This is a genomic window from Massilia sp. CT11-108 (assembly GCF_047302915.1).
GTDB lineage: Bacteria > Pseudomonadota > Gammaproteobacteria > Burkholderiales > Burkholderiaceae_D > Telluria > Telluria orientalis.
Window position 1 is genome coordinate 20,101 of sequence record NZ_JBKYMO010000015.1, and the last position, 16,766, is coordinate 36,866.

13 protein-coding genes and 1 pseudogene are annotated in these 16,766 nt (G+C 66.9%); 8 read left to right on the plus strand and 6 right to left on the minus strand.

Annotated features, from left to right (window positions below; all coding sequences use genetic code 11):
- The first annotated feature begins 268 nt into the window (after positions 1 to 268).
- From hemF to ACEN88_RS03355, 8 genes and pseudogenes are all read left to right on the plus strand, one after another.
- Positions 269 to 1,180, plus strand: a complete 912-nt coding sequence (hemF, locus tag ACEN88_RS03320; RefSeq protein WP_413337382.1) for an oxygen-dependent coproporphyrinogen oxidase — start codon at positions 269 to 271, stop codon at positions 1,178 to 1,180.
- Positions 1,177 to 1,789, plus strand: a pseudogene (gene nadD / locus ACEN88_RS03325) (nicotinate-nucleotide adenylyltransferase). The gene hemF and the pseudogene nadD overlap by 4 nt, the downstream one beginning before the upstream one ends.
- A complete protein-coding gene (gene rsfS, locus ACEN88_RS03330; RefSeq protein ID WP_413337383.1) occupies positions 1,789 to 2,475 on the plus strand; it encodes a ribosome silencing factor in 687 nt (228 codons plus the stop codon). The pseudogene nadD and the gene rsfS overlap by 1 nt, the downstream one beginning before the upstream one ends.
- Before the next feature lie 6 nt (positions 2,476 to 2,481).
- Positions 2,482 to 2,952: a 23S rRNA (pseudouridine(1915)-N(3))-methyltransferase RlmH gene (rlmH, locus tag ACEN88_RS03335; protein WP_259449803.1), complete on the plus strand. Its 471-nt coding sequence runs from the start codon at positions 2,482 to 2,484 to the stop codon at positions 2,950 to 2,952.
- Positions 2,953 to 2,956: 4 nt separating this feature from the next.
- Positions 2,957 to 3,577, plus strand: coding sequence for a Maf family protein (locus ACEN88_RS03340; protein WP_413337384.1), 621 nt, complete (start codon positions 2,957 to 2,959; stop codon positions 3,575 to 3,577).
- 95 nt (positions 3,578 to 3,672) lie between these two features.
- On the plus strand, positions 3,673 to 5,148 hold the full coding sequence (gene rng, locus ACEN88_RS03345) for a ribonuclease G (protein WP_056328307.1): 1,476 nt from the start codon (positions 3,673 to 3,675) through the stop codon (positions 5,146 to 5,148).
- A 75-nt stretch (positions 5,149 to 5,223) separates the two neighbouring features.
- Complete coding sequence (gene galA, locus ACEN88_RS03350) at positions 5,224 to 8,070, plus strand: beta-galactosidase GalA (protein WP_413337385.1); 2,847 nt, start codon at positions 5,224 to 5,226, stop codon at positions 8,068 to 8,070.
- Between the two features lie 356 nt (positions 8,071 to 8,426).
- Positions 8,427 to 9,530 carry a glycosyltransferase family 9 protein gene (locus ACEN88_RS03355; protein WP_413337386.1) on the plus strand — a complete coding sequence of 368 codons (1,104 nt, stop codon included), beginning with the start codon at positions 8,427 to 8,429 and terminating at the stop codon, positions 9,528 to 9,530.
- Positions 9,531 to 9,609: 79 nt separating this feature from the next.
- On the opposite strand, the gene ACEN88_RS03360 is transcribed toward ACEN88_RS03355, so the two are convergent.
- From ACEN88_RS03360 to ACEN88_RS03385, 6 genes are all read right to left on the minus strand, one after another.
- Positions 9,610 to 10,419 (minus strand): extracellular solute-binding protein, encoded by an 810-nt coding sequence (locus ACEN88_RS03360; protein WP_413337387.1) that lies wholly within the window; start codon positions 10,417 to 10,419, stop codon positions 9,610 to 9,612.
- Between the two features lie 8 nt (positions 10,420 to 10,427).
- Positions 10,428 to 11,171 (minus strand): energy-coupling factor ABC transporter ATP-binding protein, encoded by a 744-nt coding sequence (locus ACEN88_RS03365; RefSeq protein WP_413337388.1) that lies wholly within the window; start codon positions 11,169 to 11,171, stop codon positions 10,428 to 10,430.
- Entirely contained in the window at positions 11,168 to 11,878 is a 711-nt protein-coding gene (locus ACEN88_RS03370; protein WP_413337389.1) for an ABC transporter permease, read from the minus strand. The genes ACEN88_RS03365 and ACEN88_RS03370 overlap by 4 nt, the downstream gene beginning before the upstream one ends.
- The gene (locus tag ACEN88_RS03375) at positions 11,875 to 12,741 is read right to left on the minus strand and encodes a formate dehydrogenase accessory sulfurtransferase FdhD (protein ID WP_413337390.1); all 867 of its coding nucleotides are present in this window, start codon (positions 12,739 to 12,741) and stop codon (positions 11,875 to 11,877) included. The genes ACEN88_RS03370 and ACEN88_RS03375 overlap by 4 nt, the downstream gene beginning before the upstream one ends.
- Positions 12,738 to 15,536 (minus strand): formate dehydrogenase subunit alpha, encoded by a 2,799-nt coding sequence (gene fdhF / locus ACEN88_RS03380; protein WP_413337391.1) that lies wholly within the window; start codon positions 15,534 to 15,536, stop codon positions 12,738 to 12,740. The genes ACEN88_RS03375 and fdhF overlap by 4 nt, the downstream gene beginning before the upstream one ends.
- Positions 15,533 to 16,766, minus strand: a 1,234-nt coding sequence (locus ACEN88_RS03385; RefSeq protein ID WP_413337392.1) for a complex I 51 kDa subunit family protein, incomplete at its 5' end; no start/stop codon positions are given. The genes fdhF and ACEN88_RS03385, both read right to left, overlap by 4 nt.

Sequence of the window (16,766 nt, forward strand, 5' to 3'; positions counted from 1 at the left end):
CTCCGTCGTTTTCGTTATTAACTCGTTCCGACACCGGCCTATGCGGCTGGCGTGAAATCGGTTTCTTTCGACCTAGACTATTAGCAATACGTACGCGTTTCTTGCATTCGTAACGAAGAAAGCTAGAAAAGTGCAGAAAATTGTAGAGATTTGCGCAGGATTTTTATTCGCGCAGGAGAGGTGTTGGAAACGGTGTTGGCGGGTGCCTGTCACGATCCAGTTCATCAGTGTACAATCCCCGTTCGCTTTTTTTCTCTCACATTTCCACATGGCTACAATTAATCCGGCCGCCGTCAAGGCCTGGCTGCTCGACCTCCAGGCGCGCATCGTGCAAGCGCTGGAAGACGTCGACGGCAAGTCCTTCTTGCGCGACACGTGGGAACGGGCCGAAGGTGGCGGCGGCGTATCGCGCCTCATCGAAGGCGGAAATGTGATCGAGCGCGGCGGCGTGAATTTTTCGCACGTGCGCGGCGCCAGCCTGCCGGCGTCGGCAATGGCCGCGCGGCCGGAGCTTGCGGGACGCGCCTGGGAAGCGATGGGCGTGTCGCTCGTGCTGCACCCGCACAATCCGTACGCACCCACCGTGCATATGAACGTGCGCTTTTTCGAAGCGACGGCCGAGGGCAAGGATCCCGTCTGGTGGTTCGGCGGCGGCATGGACCTGACGCCCTATTACGGCGACATGGATGACGCGCGCCACTTCCACCAGGTCTGCCACGACGCGCTGGCGCCGTTTGGCGACGAACTGCATCCGCGCTTCAAGCGCTGGTGCGACGATTATTTCTATATCAAGCACCGCAAGGAAGCGCGCGGCGTCGGCGGCATCTTCTTCGACGACTTCAACGAACTCGGGTTCGAGCAGTCGTATGCGATGGTGCAGAGCGTCGGCAACGGCTTCCTCGATGCCTACCTGCCGATCCTGCAACGCCGCAAGGACCAGCCGTACGGCGAACGCGAGCGCGATTTCCAGGCATACCGGCGCGGCCGCTACGTCGAGTTCAACCTCGTGTGGGACCGCGGCACCCTGTTCGGCCTGCAGTCGGGCGGCCGGACGGAAGCGATCCTGATGTCGATGCCGCCGATCGTCAAATGGCGCTACGACTGGCATCCGGAACCGGGCAGCCCGGAAGACAAGCTGACCACCGACTTCCTGCCGCACCGGGATTGGCTCGCCCCGTGACGAGATGTGTTGCTCTGCTGGGCGGCAGTTTCGACCCGGTGCACCACGGCCACGTCGCGCTGGCCGAGTTGTTTGCGCGCCAGCTCCACCCGGACGAATTGCGCGTGCTGCCCGCCGGCCAGCCGTGGCAAAAGAAGAGTGGCCTGGAAGCGGGCGACGCCGACCGCGTGGCCATGCTGAAGCTGGCGTATGCGGGGAGCGTCGCGCCGGTGACGATCGATACCCGCGAGATCGACCGTCATGGCGCCACGTACACGGTCGAAACCCTGCGCGGCCTGCGCGCCGAGCTCGGGCCGGATACGTCCATCGTGTTCGTGATGGGCGCGGACCAGTTGCAGAAGCTGGACACCTGGCGCGACTGGCGCGACCTGTTCGCGCTGGCCAATTTCGGCGTCGCCGCCCGCCCCGGCTACCGGCTCGACGATGCGGCGCTGCGCCAGTTCGGCTGCCACGGCGGGCAAGGTGTGCCTGGCGCACACGCTGGCCATCGACATTTCGGCCACGCAGGTGCGCGCAGCCCTGCACGCCGAACCCCGTACTGACATAAGCGCGCTCGTTGCGCCGCAAGTGCTAGACTATATTCAACAACATAACTTGTACAAAAACTAATGGATATCAAGAAACTGCAAACGCTCGTCGTCGACGCCCTCGAAGACGTCAAGGGCCAGGACATCGTTCTGTTCGACACGACGCACCTGACCAGCCTGTTCGACCGTATCGCGGTCGTGTCGGGCACGTCGAATCGCCAGACCAAGGCGCTGGCCGCCTCGGTGCGCGACAAGGTCAAGGAAGCAGGCGGCGACGTGGTCGGGCTGGAAGGCGAAGACACGGGTGAATGGGTCCTCGTCGACCTGGGCGACATGATCGTGCACATCATGCAGCCGGCCATCCGCCAGTACTACCGCCTGGAAGAAATCTGGGGCGACAAGCCCGTGAAACTGGGCGCCGCCAAGCGCAAGTCGACGGCCGAGGGCCAGGACGCGGCCGCACCGAAGACCAAGTCGAAGCACCTGGCCGCGAACCAGGAGCAGGAAGACGCGAAGCCGGTGCGCGAGCGCAAGCCGGCCGCGAAGAAGTCGGCTGACGCCAAGCCGGCCGCCAGGAAACCTGCCGCCAAGAAGATCCCGACAGGCGGCACTGTGAAGGTTGCCGTGTCCAAGACCGCTGCCGCGGACGCGAAAGCTGCCAAGGCGGCCAAGGCTGCTGCCGCACCGAAGCGCGCGACGAAAGCCGCAGCCGAGGGCGACGCACCGGCCAAGAAAGTCATCCGCCGCATCAAGAAAACCGAAGAATAAACTGCGATGCAGTTGTTCATCGTCGCGGTCGGCCACAAGATGCCGGCCTGGATCGAGACCGGCTTCGCGGAATACGCGAAGCGGATGCCGCCGGAGCTGCGTATCGTGCTGAAGGAAGTGAAACCGGTCGAACGGTCCGGCAGCAAGACGGCGGCCACCGCGATGGCGCTCGAACGCGAGCGCATCGAGGCCGTGCTGCCGAAAGGCGTGCGCATCGTCGCCCTCGACGAGCGCGGCAAGGATCTCACCAGCGTGGGCCTGTCGCAAGCGTTGGAGGCCTGGCAGCAGGACGGGCGCGACGTGGCCTTCCTGATCGGCGGGGCCGACGGCCTCGATCCGGAACTCAAGGCACGCGCGGACGGTCTGATCCGCATCTCCAGCATGACGCTGCCGCACGGTATCGTGCGCGTGATGCTGGCAGAACAGTTATATCGTGCCTGGTCCATCACCCAGAACCACCCCTACCATCGGGTATGAGCCGATGAAACAGACCGACAAGAAAATCTACCTCGCCTCGAAGAGCCCGCGCCGCCGCGAACTGCTGCGCCAGGTCGGCATCGATTTCGACATCCTCAGCCTGCGCTCCGATCCGGCCCGCGGCATCGACGTCAGCGAAGACATGTTCGCGGGCGAGCCCGCCGTGGACTACGTGGCGCGGGTGGCGCGCGAAAAAGGCGCGTTCGCGTGGAACGTGCTGCACCTGCGCCGCATGCCGCTGCGCCCCGTGCTGTCGGCCGACACGACCGTCACCATCGACGGCGAGATCCTCGGCAAGCCGGCCGACCCGAAGGAAGCGCATGCGATGCTGGAACGCCTGTCGGGCCGCACGCACCAGGTGCTGACGTCGGTCGCGCTGCACTACACGGACGTGTTCGAGCAGGTGACGCAGGTGTCGAACGTGCGCTTCGCCCAGCTCACGCCGGCAGCGATCCGCGCCTATTGCGCGACGCCGGAACCCTACGACAAGGCCGGCGCCTATGGCATCCAGGGCCTCGCCGCCCTGTTCATCGAGCACATCGAAGGCAGCCATTCCGGCATCATGGGCTTGCCCGTGTTCGAGACGGCGCAGTTATTGCAGAAAGCGGGCGTCAGCGCGCTATAACGTGACGTATACGGTTGCTCGGCCTTACGCGTGGGCACGGAGTGCTCACCCTACGTGTATGATGTGACCAGAGACAACAATTAGAATCCGGCCTCATGACTGAAGACATCCTGATCAACATCACCCCCCAGGAAACGCGCGTCGCGCTGGTGGTTCAGGGTGCCGTACAAGAGCTGCACATCGAGCGTACGCTCACCCGCGGTCTCGCGGGCAACGTCTATCTCGGCAAGGTCGTGCGGGTACTCCCAGGCATGCAGTCGGCCTTCATCGACATCGGCCTCGAACGCGCCGCATTCCTGCACGTGGCCGACATCTGGGAAGCCAGGCCGCACGACGGCGCGAACGGCAGCAGCAGCGCCCCTCCAACGCCCATCGAAAAGATCCTGTTCGACGGCCAGGTGCTGACCGTCCAGGTGATCAAGGACCCGATCGGCACGAAGGGCGCGCGCCTGTCCACGCAGATCTCGATCGCGGGCCGCATGCTCGTCTATCTGCCGCAGGATAAACACATCGGCATCTCGCAGAAGATCGAGAAAGAATCCGAGCGCGAAGCCTTGCGCGCGCGCCTCGCGGGCCTGCTGCCACCGGACGAAAAAGGCGGCTATATCGTGCGTACGCAGGCCGAGGACGCGTCCGACGCCGACCTCGCCGCCGACGTCGACTACCTGCGCAAGACGTGGGGCGCCATCATGACGGGGGCGCGCACGCGTCCCGCGACGAGCCTGCTGTACCAGGACCTGAGCCTGGCCCAGCGCGTGCTGCGCGACTTCGTGCACGACGAGACGGCCGCGATCCTCGTCGACTCGCGCGAGAACTACCTGAAACTCGTCGAATTCGCCCAGGTGTACACGCCGAGCGTGCTGTCGCGCCTGCAGCACTACACGGGCGAGCGCCCGCTGTTCGACCTGTACGGCGTCGAGGAAGAGATCCTGCGCGCGCTGGGGCGGCGCGTGGACCTGAAATCGGGCGGCTACCTGATCGTCGACCAGACCGAGGCGATGACGACCATCGACGTCAACACGGGCGGCTTCGTCGGCGGGCGCAATTTCGCCGACACGATCTTCAAGACGAACCTGGAAGCGGCACACGCCATCGCGCGCCAACTGCGGCTGCGCAACCTGGGCGGCATCATCATCCTCGACTTCATCGACATGGAGAACACCGAGCACCGCAACGCCGTGCTCGCGGAGCTCAAGAAGACCCTGTCGCGCGACCGCACGAAGGTGTCCGTGAGCGGGTTCTCGGCGCTGGGCCTCGTCGAAATGACGAGAAAGCGCACGCGCGAATCGCTGGCCCACATCCTGTGCGAGCCCTGCCCCGCCTGCGGCGGCAAGGGACAAGTCAAGACGAGCCGGACGATCTGCTACGAGATCCTGCGCGAACTGCTGCGCGAAGCCAAGCAGTTCAACCCGCGCGAATTCCGCATCGTCGCGTCGCAGGAAGTGGTCGACCTGTTCCTCGAGGAAGAGTCGCAGCACCTGGCCATGCTCGGCGACTTCATCGGCAAGCGGATCTCGCTGCAGGTCGAGCGCGGCTATCACCAGGAACAGTACGACGTGATCCTGATGTAACGCTGCCGAAAATCATAAGCGGCATCGGGTTTTTCCATAGTCGACAACCGCTGCCGCCCTTGATAGGGTTGCAGGATGCTTAACAGACGCAATTTCCTCAAGAGCGCCGGTGCGCTCGCCACCACCTCGGTCTTCGGCCAGTCCGCCGCCTACGCGGCAACCAGCGAGGCGCGCCCCGCGCCCGGGCGCACGGTGGTGTCGCTCAACAAGGGCTGGCGCTTCCATGAAGGCGACATCGCGTTTCCGGTCATCCGGGGCCATGGCTGGACCTATGCCAACGCCAAGGCCGGCAATGCCGGCGGCGCGGCCGCGCCCGGCTTCGACGATTCCGAATGGGACAGCGTCGCGCTGCCGCACGACTTCGCCAGCGCGCAGGTGCCCGAGCAGAACGCCAACGTGGCGCAGGGCTACCGCAAGCGCGGCATCGGCTGGTACCGCACGCTGATCCGCCTGGACGAGGCGGACCACGGCAAGCACATCGAACTGCAGCTCGACGGCATCGCGACCCTCGCCACCGTCTGGTTCAACGGCACGCAGGTGGCGCACACGTGGAGCGGCTACAGCTCGCTCTACATCGACCTGACCCCGTTCGCCACCTACGGCGACGCGCTCAACTCGCTGGTGATCCGCGCCGATGCCGACGCCATGCAGGGCTGGTGGTACGAAGGCGCCGGCATCTACCGCAACACGTGGCTCGTCAAGCGCGAGCAGGTGCACATCGTCACCGACGGCGTGTTCGCCCATCCGGTGTACGCCGACGGCCAATGGACCATTCCGCTCGAAGTGACCTTGTACAACATCCGCAAGAGCGCGCAGCGGGTGCGGGTCGAGAGCGTCCTCGTCGACGCTGCAGGCAAGACCGTGGCCAGCTTCAGCGCCCCGGCCGACGTGGGCGTGCTGACGCGCCAGGTCGTCACCGGCAGCATGCGCGTGGCCGCGCCTGAACTGTGGAGCCTGGAAGAACGCAACCTGTACAGCATGCGCACCCGCGTGCTGCAGGACGGCAGGCTGCTCGACGAAGTCGTCACCCGCTGCGGTTTCCGCACCCAGCGCTTCGACCCCGAGCTCGGCTTTTTCCTCAACGACCGGCACGTCAAGCTGCAGGGCGTGTGCATTCACCAGGATCACGCCGGGGTCGGCGTGGCCGTGCCTTACGGCCTGCTCGATTACCGCATGCGCCGCCTCAAGGAACTGGGGGTCAATGCGATCCGCTGCTCGCACAATGCCCAGGACAAGCGTTTCTACGCGCTGTGCGACGAGCTGGGCTTCCTCGTGATGGATGAAAACCGCGTGTTCAACCCGTCGCCGGAGCACGTCGACGAGCTGACCTGGCTGGTGCGCTGCCACCGCAACCACCCGTCCATCATCCTGTGGTCGGTGTTCAACGAAGAACCGGTCCAGGGCACCGAGCAGGGCTACGAGATGGTACGCCGCATGGTCGCCGCCGTGCGTGCGCTCGACACGTCGCGTCCCACCACGGCCGCCATGAACGCCGGCCAGTTCGAGCCCGCCAACGCGGCGCAGGCCGTCGACGTCGTCGGCTTCAATTACCAGTACCAGGCCTACGACGCTTTCCACCAGGCCTTCCCGACCGTGCCGATGACGTCGTCCGAAGACACCTCGGCCTTCCAGACGCGCGGCGAATACGTGACCGTCCCCGACAAGCACATCTTCGCCGGCTACGACGACGACGCGTCCTCCTGGGGCTCGACGCACCGGATCGGCTGGAAAGCCGTGGCCGAGCGGCCGTTCGTGGCCGGGGCGTTCGTGTGGACCGGCTTCGACTACCACGGCGAACCCACGCCGCACGAATGGCCATCGAATTCGTCGTTCTTCGGCATCATGGACCTGTGCGGCTTCGCGAAGGACGCCTTCTGGCTGCACCAGGCCCAGTGGCGCAAGGAACCGGTGCTGCGGCTGGCGCCGCACTGGAACTGGGCCGGCAAGGAAGGCCAGCCCATCACCGTGATGGCCTTCCACAACATGGATGAAGTCGAAGTGTTCCTGAACGGCCGCTCGCAAGGGCGCCAGAAGGGCGACATCTACGAGATGAACCGCTGGCAGGTGCCGTATGCGCCCGGCAAGCTGGCCGCCGTGGGCTATCGCGGCGGCAAGGTGGCCAAGCGGTTCGAGGTCGAGACCACCGGCGCGCCGGTCGCGCTCAAGCTCACTCCGGACCGCCGGTTCATGCTGGGCGACGGCCTCGACGCCCAGCCCATCCAGGTCGAAGCGCTCGATGCGAAGGGCCGCCACGTGCCGCTGGCGCAGCACCAGATCGTGTTCCGGGCCGAGGGCGCCGACATCATCGGCCTGGGCAACGGCAACCCGAACGACACCAGCAGCGAAAAGGGCAACACGCGCGCCCTGTTCAACGGACTGGCCCAGGTGATCGTGCAGACCCGCGAAGGCAGCGCGGGCATCCTCAAGCTGCGCGCCAGCGCGCCCGGTCTCGAACCAGCGGTGCTCGACGTCGAGGTGCGCACAGCCCGGCCGTGGCCGTACCAGGCCACGTCTGCGCCCGTACAGATCCTCGATGGCTGGCGCTCATCGCCGCCGAGTTCGACGCCGATCGATCCCAACCTGCGTCCCGCCGGCACCGACATGAATTCGTGGGGCTGGATCACGCCCGGCACCCGCGCCAAAGCGGCCGAGCAGACCGGCTACATGCTGTACGCCACCGACGTCCGGGCCTTCGCCCGCGTGCGCAAGCACGGCGGCAGGCTGGAACTCCTCGAGGTCACGGGCCCGTGCCAGGTTTTCATCGACGGCAGGAAAGTCGCAGAAAAAACCACCGGCGCTCCCGGGCCGCTGCGCATCGCCTTCCCGGCCGGCGAGGCGGTCTCCCGCCTGAGCGTGCTATGCCCGTTGACGGCCGGGCAACCGCACGGCCTGAGCGGCGTCGTGCGCCTGTTGTCCGTCTAAATCACCAGCGCGAGTTCGCATGGCGTAGAATCCAGCCCTCCGTGCCGACGGCACGGCGCGCTGATGTTAATTTAATACGCCAGTTTCGCCGTCTCCAGGACAAGGATTTGTCATCCTGTTCAGTTCATGTTGCTCGCACAGGACAATGCGTCTAAAAATATGGTCAGGGGCAACGCAGTGTCCCGGTTTGGACTACAATTCGAGACAATTTGTTGAAGATTTCGAGAGTTGGCGGTAGTGTGCATCCTCACCAGGCAGATGCGCAGCCAGCCGACCGGTTAGCGCTGCTGAATCGCAGACCCTGATATACCGCTGGCGGCGTCGGACAACAACTGGCAGGCGACCCGTAAGAGACAATGAACGTACCTCTCATTCCTACCGATCTGCTGAAGAAATCGGATAAGATCCTGTTCATCGCCCACCTGGCGTTGGGCGACTACACCTATTTGCAGAACTGCTTCCAGGCGTTCGCGCGCGCCTACCCGCACCTGAAACTGCACCTGTGGGTGGACGAAGTGCGCCGCACGAGCGACGCCTCGCAGTGGCCGCACCTGAAAAAGAACGTCCTGTACGACTGGCTCGACGCCTGCGACTTCATCGGGAAGGTCTACAAGCAGAATTATTCGCCGGAGCTGTTCCAGGCTTCCATCCGGGAAGCGCAACAGGAACACTACCCGATCGTCGTCTCGCTCGGCACCCTGCGTCCGCACTTCTACGCCGACCTCGCGCGCGAGATCAGTCCGGACGGCTTCGTGCTCGGCCTGAAGAAGCCGCACGGCCTGCAAGGCCTGATCCACTGGTTCAGCTACCGCAAGCTGGACGCCAGCCTCGACCCGGACGTGGCCGACCGCGCGAGCGCGCCGCACATCAGCGACGTGCATGCGGACTGGTTCCGCCAGCTGGCCGGCGTGGACATTCCGCCGGCCGGGCGCATCCCGTTCGTGCACATTCCCGGGCAGTTCGTCGAGGGTGCGAAGGCGCGCCTGCATGAATGGGGCTTCGACGGCCGCCGCGGCAAGCTCGTCTTCATCAACCCGTTCGCCAAGACGCGCAAGCGCTGCTGGCCCGTCGAGCGCGTGGCCGAACTGATCACGACGATGCGCGCCCAGCCGGAATGGCGCGACGCGTGCTTCATCGTCAACGCGGTGCCGCAGGAAGTGGACAACGTGAAGGCCATGCTGGCGCGCCGCCAGCTCGACCGCACGGAACTGTTCAGCGCCAACGAAAACTTCTTCCAGCTGCCCGCGATGCTGGCGCAGTGCGACCTGATCGTCTCGGTCGAGACGGCCGTGATGCACCTGGCGAATGCCGTGGGCGTGCCGGTCGTCGCGCTGATGCGCCAGAAGACGCCGGAATGGGCCCCGGTCGACAAGGCCAACTCCACCGTCATCACGGCGGATCAGCGACGGGACTGGGTCAAGGCGATTCCGGTCGATGCGGTGATGCACGCGCTGGCGTGAATACAAGGGCCGGTTGAACGCGTGGGCTCGGGGAGCCCACCCTACCGCAGCCGTAGGGTGGGCACCCTGTGCCCACGCGCTACTTAGCCGAAGGGAAGAACAACTGCTCCCCCGCCGGCTTGAATGACGCAATCTTCGCCTGCCCCTCCGGGGACGTGATCCACTCGATCAGCGCCTTCGCGCCCTTGTAGTTGATCCCCTTGTGCCTTTCCGGATTGACGGCAATGATCCCGTACGGATTGAACATCCGCTTGTCGCCCTCGACGAGAATGGCCAGCCCCGTCTTCGCTTGATAGGCGCCATACGTCGCGCGGTCCGTCAGCGTGTACGCGCCCATCTCCGCCGCCATGTTCAGCACCTCGCCCATGCCCAGGCCGGCGTTGACGTAGTTGCTGCCGGCGGGCTTCGTACCGGCCTGCCGCCAGTAGCCTTTCTCCATCACGTCCGTGCCGGAATTGTCGCCGCGCGAAATGAATTTCACGTTGGCCGCCGCGATCTTCCTGAAGGCCGCGATGACGTCGCGGCTGCCCTTCACCCCCGCCGGGTCGGCGACCGGTCCCGCGACAATGAAGTCGTTGTACATGACGTCGTGGCGGTCGATCCCCCAGCCCTCGGCCACGAATTTGTCTTCCAGCGCCCGCGCGTGCACGAGCGTCACGTCGACGTCGCCGTTCTTGCCCAGCTCCAGCGCCTTGCCGGTGCCCACCGAGATCACGTTGACCCTGATGCCCGTCTTCGCCTCGAACGCGGGCAGCAGGTAGCCCAGCAGGCCCGAGTTCTCGGTGCTGGTGGTGGTCGACAGTCGCAGCACCTTGTCGGACTGTGCATGCGCGAATGGCGTCGCGACCGCCAGGCCGGCGATGATGGTGAGGATGGAACGGCGCTGCATCGATTCTCCTAGCGGTATTCGAGATGTCCGTCGCGCAGCTTCAGCCGCTGCACGCCGGGCAGGTTGATCAGGTCGCGGTCGTGGCAGGCGATGATGACGCTGCTCCCCGCTTCGATCATGGTCGGGATCAGGGCGATCACCTGTTCGCGCGCGGCGCCGTCCAGGTTGGCCGTCGGCTCGTCCAGCAACAGCAGGCGCGGCGCCAGCACTTTTGCACGCGCGAGCGCCACGCGCTGTTTTTCGCCGCCCGACAGCCGGGTCGGGTCCGTGTCGCGCAGGTGCGCCACGCCGGCCCAGGCCATCGCCTCCTCCACGACGGGACGCACGGCCTCCGGCTTTTCGCCGCGCACGACGAGGCCGTAGCCGATGTTGTCGGCGACGCTCGTCGAGAACAGGATCGGGTGCTGGTGCACGTAGACGATGGCCCGGCGCAGTGCGCGCGGATACGGGTGCACGCGCAGGACGTCCTCGCCGGCGAAGCGCAGGCTGTCGATGTCGGCCCGCTCCAGGCCGCCCAGCACGCGCAGCAAGGTGCTCTTGCCGGCGCCGTTCATCCCCGTCAGCACGTAGGCGCTGTGCGTGGCGATCTCGAGCCGGTCGATGTCGAACAGCAGCCGGTCGCCGTGGCGCTTGCGCAGGCCGCGCACGCCCAGCAAGGCCTTGCGGCGCTCGTCGCGCTGCGAGGCGAGCCGTGACTCGTTCTCGTTCTCGTAGACGGCCGCCGAAATCTGCGAATGGATGCTGATGCTCATGCGCGCTCCCGGACCGTGTGGGCGTCGCCCTGCAGCAGCATCAGCGCGCCGTTCATCAGCAACGCAATCGACACGAGCACGATGCCGAGCGCGATGCCCTGCGCGAACTCGCCCTTGCTCGTCTCCAGCGCGATCGCGGTCGTGATCGTGCGGGTCTCGCCTTCGATGTTCCCGCCCACCATCAGCGCGCAGCCCACTTCCGAGATCACGCGGCCGAAGCCGGACAGCACGGCCGCCATCACGCCGAACCGCGCCTCGTGCAGCACGCGCACCATCACCTGCATGGGCGACGCGCCGAGCGCGATCGCGGTCTCGGCATAGCGCGCATCGAGCCCCTGCACGGCCGCCAGCGTAAAGGCGAGCAGCACGGGCAGCGCGACGACGCACTGGCCGAACACGATGCCGGGCTGCGAGAACAGCCATTGCAGGCCGCCCAGCGGCCCGTGGCGCGACAGCAGCAGGTACAGCAGGAGGCCGATCAGGACGGTCGGCAGCGACAGCGCCGCCTGCGCCAGCCAGATGACGATGCGCCGCCCGCGGAACTTGCGCATGGCGACGACGTAACCGATCAGGATCGCGGGCGGCGTGGCCAGCAGCAGGCCGACGATGCTCGTCTTGAGCGACACCCAGACGATGCGCCACAGGTCGGGATCCCCCGTGAACAGCAGCGTGAACGCGCGCGCGACGGCGTCGGCAATCGCATTCATGCCGTTCGCAACGTGCGCGCCGTCTCCAGCGCGGCGAGCCAGTCCGGCTCGAACACGAGACGCTCCGCGCCGGACAGCAGCAGGAAGTGATGGCCGCTGCAGCGCGCGAGCAGCGACATGCCGACCTGCTGCGCCACTCCATGCCCCATCTGCGTCGTGCCGGAGCGCGACAGCAGGAACGGAATACCCATCTGCGCGCCCTTGATGACCATTTCGGACGTCAGCCGCCCGGTCGTGTAGAACACCTTGTCGGCGCCGTCCATCCCCTCGAGCCACATCAGTCCCGCGATGGCGTCGACGGCATTGTGGCGGCCCACGTCCTCGATGAACCACAGCAGGTCGCCGTCGCTCGTGAACAGCGCGCAGCCGTGCACGGAGCCGGCCTGCTTGTACACGGATTGCTGGGTCCGCACGGTCTCGACGATGCGGTGCACGACGGACTGGCGCAGGCGCGCGTCGGGCGGCAGCACGATGCGGTCGACCTCGTCCATCAGGCCGCCGAACACGGAGCCCTGCCCGCAGCCCGTCGTGACGACTTTCCTGGCCGTGCGCGCCTCCACGTCCTGGATGCCGCCGCGCGTGACGACGGCCACGGCGTCCACGGACCAGTCGACCTGCACGGACACGATGTCGTCCAGCGACCGCACGAGGCGCTGGTTGCGCAGGTAGCCCAGCGTCAGCGCTTCCGGCGCCGCGCCCAGGGTCATCAGCGTGACGAGTTCGCGCTTGTCCACGTAGACCGTCAGCGGGCGCTCGGCCGGAATGTAGAGCGTCTCGCGGCGCCCACGCTCATCGATGGCCGTCACGGGATGCGTGAGCCCGGCGCTGGCCTGGGACAGTTGGGGACGATAAAAAGATGTCATGTCTGCAATTCTGCCACGTCGCCCAAAATCTGGCCGCCACCGTAGGAACCGGGGTGCACGACCTCGCCGCCCAGCCGCACGCGCACGGCGCAGTACTTGAATTCCGGGATCTTGCCGTATGGGTCCAGGGCGGCATTCGTCAGCCGGTTGATGGCCGCCTCGTAGTAACAGAACGGGACGAACACGGCGCCGCGCGGCGTGCCGTCGTCGGCTCGCGCATACAGCGCGACCTCGCCGCGGCGCGACGCGATCGTGATCACGTCGCCCGGCCGGCCCCCGAGCGCTTCCAGGTCGAGCGGATGCACGAGCGCGACGGGGTCCGGCTCCAGCGCGTCCAGCACGCCGGCGCGGCGCGTCATGCTGCCCGTGTGCCAGTGCTCGAGCTGGCGGCCCGTGATCAGCACGACCGGGTACTCGGTGTCGGGACGCTCGTCGGCCGGGATGATGTCGGCCGGGACGAAGCGCGCGCGGCCGCCTTCGCGCGGAAACTCGCGCGTGAAGACGACGGGTTCGCCCGGATCGCCCGGCGCACGGCACGGGTACGTGACGGCACCGTCATGTTCCAGCCGGTCCCACGTGATGCCGGCGATGCTGGGCATGAGGCGCCGTATCTCGTCGAACACGGCGGCCGGGCCGGCATATGCCCAGTCCAGCCCGAGGCGGTGCGCCATCTGCTGGATGATCCACAGGTCCTGGCGCGCATCGCCCGGCGGGTCCAGCGCCTGGCGGCCCAGCTGCACGACGCGGTCCGTGTTCGTGAAGCTGCCGGTCTTTTCCGCGAAGCTTGATGCGGGCAGGATCACGTCGGCCAGGTATGCCGTCTCCGTCAGGAAGATGTCTTGCACGACGAGGTGTTCCAGTGCCGCCAGCGCCTCGCGCGCGTGGTTCGCATCCGGGTCGGACATGGCCGGGTTCTCGCCCATGATGTACATGCCTTTGATCCCCCCTGCGAGGATGTCGTCCATGATCTCGACGACCGTCAAACCCGGCTTGCCGTCCAGCTTCCGTCCCCACGCGGCCTCGAACTTCGCCTGCGCCCGTGCATCGTCGACGCGGCGGTAATCCGGATACATCATCGGGATGAGGCCCGCATCCGACGCGCCCTGCACGTTGTTCTGGCCGCGCAGCGGATGCAGGCCCGTGCCGGGACGGCCGATCTGGCCCGTCATCAGCGCGAGCGCGATCAGGCAGCGCGCATTGTCCGTGCCGTGCACGTGCTGCGACACGCCCATGCCCCACAGGATCATCGATCCCTTCGATGTCGCATACAGCCGCGCCACGTAGCGGATCGTCTCCGCGGCTATGCCGCAGATGGGCGCCATCGCTTCCGGGCTGTAGTGCGCCACGTTCGCGGCCAGCGCGTCGTAGCCGCTCGTGCGGTCGGCGATGAACGCCGGGTCGACGAGGTTCTCTTCCACGATCGTGTGCATCATGGCGTTGAGCAGCGCGACGTCCGTGTCGGGCTTGAACTGCAGGAAGCGGTGCGCGTGGCGCGCGAGGTCGGAGCGGCGCGGGTCCGCGACCACGAGCTTTGTCCCCATTTTCGCTGCGTTCTTCATCCACGTGGCCGCGACGGGATGGTTGACGGTCGGGTTGGCGCCGATGACCAGCACGACCTCCGCGCGCGTCACGTCCATCACGGGGTTCGACACGGCGCCCGAGCCTATCCCTTCCAGCAGCGCGGCGACGGACGACGCGTGGCACAGCCGCGTGCAATGGTCGACGTTGTTGCTGCCGAAGCCCGTGCGCACGAGCTTCTGGAACAGGTACGCTTCCTCGTTGCTGCCCTTGGCCGAGCCGAAGCCGGCCAGCGCGCGCCCGCCGTGCGCGTCGCGGATGCGCGCGAGGCCGCCACCGGCCACCTCGAGCGCTTCGTCCCACGTCGCTTCGCGGAATACGTCCAGCACGCGGTCCGGGTCCATCGTGAAGTCGCCGCGTTTCGGCACGCCTTCGCGGCGGATCAGCGGCCTGGTGAGCCGCTGCGGATGGTGCGCGTAGTCGTAGCCGTAGCGCCCCTTCACGCACAGGCGGCCGTGGTTGGCGGGTCCGTCGCGGCCCTCCACGCGCACGATGCGGTTGTCCTTCACGTGGTACGTCAGCTGGCAGCCCACGCCGCAGTACGGGCACACGGAATCGACCTGCTTGTCGGGCACGACGAGTGCCGCACCGCGCGCCGGCGCCAGCGCCCCCGTCGGACAGGCCTGCACACATTCGCCGCACGCGACGCACGTGGACGCGCCCATCGGGTCGCCCTGGTCGAACACGATGCGCGCATTTTCTCCGCGGCCGGCGAGGCCGATCACGTCGTTGACCTGCTCGTCGCGGCACGCGCGCACGCAGCGCGTGCACTGGATGCAGGCGTCGAGGTTCACCTCGATCGCGGCATGGCTCGCGTCCGCCGGCGGCAGCGCGCGCGTGGCGGGAAAGCGCGGCGTGCCCACGCCCAGCTTATTTGCCCACTGCGCGACCTCGTCGTCGCGCGTGCGGGGCGCAGTGCGGACCGTACTCGGTAAATCGGACAGCAGCAGCTCCAGCACCATCCGGCGTGCGGCGACGGCGCGCTCGCTGTCCGTACGCACCTTCATGCCGGCCACCGGATGGCGGCAGCACGACGGCGCCAGGGTGCGTTCGCCGTCGACTTCCACGACGCACGCGCGGCAGTTACCGGCCGGTTCCAGCCCGTCCTTGTGGCACAGGTGCGGCAGGGCGATGCCGGCGCGGGCCGCGGTCTCGAAGATCGTCTCGAACGGTTGCGCTTCGACTTCCCGGCCGTCGAGTTCGAACGTCACGCTCATGATCCCCCCAGCTCATGCGGAAAATACCTGATGACGCAGTCGAACGGATTCGGCGCCGCCTGGCCCAGGCCGCAGATCGACGCGTCGCGCATCACCTGCGACAGCTCGGCCAGCAGCGCGGTGTCCCACGTCGCCCGCTCCATCAGCGCGACGGCCTTCGCGGTGCCGGCGCGGCACGGCGTGCATTGGCCGCACGATTCGTCGCGGAAGAAGCGCAAGGTGTTCAGCGCGGCGGCGCGGGCCGTGTCGCGGTCGGACAGCACGACGATGGCGGCCGAACCGATGAAGCAGCCATGGCGCTGCAGCGTGTCGAAGTCGAGCGGAACGTCGGCCATCGAGGCCGGCAGGATGCCGCCCGACGCGCCGCCCGGCAGGTAGGCATAGAACGTGTGCCCCTCCCGCATGCCGCCGCAGTATTCGTTCAACAGTTCCTGCATCGTGATGCCGGCCGGCGCCAGTTTTACCCCGGGCTCGCGCACGCGGCCCGACACGGAAAACGAGCGCAGCCCCTTCCGCCCGTGGCGGCCCCGGTTCGTGAACCATTCCGCGCCGCGCTCGACGATGTCGCGCACCCAGTACAGCGTTTCCATATTGTGTTCCAGCGTGGGTCGCCCGAACAGGCCGATCTGCGCGACGTACGGCGGGCGCAGGCGCGGCATGCCCCGCTTGCCCTCGATCGATTCGATCATCGCGGATTCCTCGCCGCAGATGTACGCGCCGGCGCCGCGCCGCAGGACGATGTCCGGCAGGTCGGGCACCGGCGGATCGGCGCGCAGCCGGTCGAGTTCCCGCTCCAGCATGGCGCGCAGGCCGTGGTATTCGTCGCGCAGGTACAGGTAGATCGTCTCGATGCCCACGGCCCACGCGGCGACGAGGGCGCCTTCCAGGAAGCGGTGCGGGTCGCGCTCGAGGTAATGCCGGTCCTTGAACGTGCCCGGCTCGCCTTCGTCGATGTTGACGGCCATGAGGCGCGGGCCCGGCTCGTTCCTGACGATGCGCCACTTGCGCCCGGCCGGAAAACCGGCGCCGCCCAGGCCGCGCAGGCCGGACGCCATCAAGGTCACGATCACGCTCTCCGGGTCGAATCGCCCTTCCGTGCACGCACGCAGCAGCCGGTAGCCGCCGGCGTCGCGGTAGGCGTCGTAATCGAGGTGGCCCGTGTGCACGTCGGTGGTCGCGCGCGCGCTGACGGCGGCCAGCACCGACTCGGCGCTCGCATGGGTGACGGGC

Coding starts and splice junctions, on each gene's coding strand:
- hemF (WP_413337382.1), top strand. CDS start 269: ATGGCTACAATTAATCCGGCCGCCGTCAAGGCCTGGCTGCTCGACCTC.
- rsfS (WP_413337383.1), top strand. CDS start 1,789: ATGGATATCAAGAAACTGCAAACGCTCGTCGTCGACGCCCTCGAAGAC.
- rlmH (WP_259449803.1), top strand. CDS start 2,482: ATGCAGTTGTTCATCGTCGCGGTCGGCCACAAGATGCCGGCCTGGATC.
- ACEN88_RS03340 (WP_413337384.1), top strand. CDS start 2,957: ATGAAACAGACCGACAAGAAAATCTACCTCGCCTCGAAGAGCCCGCGC.
- rng (WP_056328307.1), top strand. CDS start 3,673: ATGACTGAAGACATCCTGATCAACATCACCCCCCAGGAAACGCGCGTC.
- galA (WP_413337385.1), top strand. CDS start 5,224: ATGCTTAACAGACGCAATTTCCTCAAGAGCGCCGGTGCGCTCGCCACC.
- ACEN88_RS03355 (WP_413337386.1), top strand. CDS start 8,427: ATGAACGTACCTCTCATTCCTACCGATCTGCTGAAGAAATCGGATAAG.
- ACEN88_RS03360 (WP_413337387.1), bottom strand. CDS start 10,419: ATGCAGCGCCGTTCCATCCTCACCATCATCGCCGGCCTGGCGGTCGCG.
- ACEN88_RS03365 (WP_413337388.1), bottom strand. CDS start 11,171: ATGAGCATCAGCATCCATTCGCAGATTTCGGCGGCCGTCTACGAGAAC.
- ACEN88_RS03370 (WP_413337389.1), bottom strand. CDS start 11,878: ATGAATGCGATTGCCGACGCCGTCGCGCGCGCGTTCACGCTGCTGTTC.
- ACEN88_RS03375 (WP_413337390.1), bottom strand. CDS start 12,741: ATGACATCTTTTTATCGTCCCCAACTGTCCCAGGCCAGCGCCGGGCTC.
- fdhF (WP_413337391.1), bottom strand. CDS start 15,536: ATGAGCGTGACGTTCGAACTCGACGGCCGGGAAGTCGAAGCGCAACCG.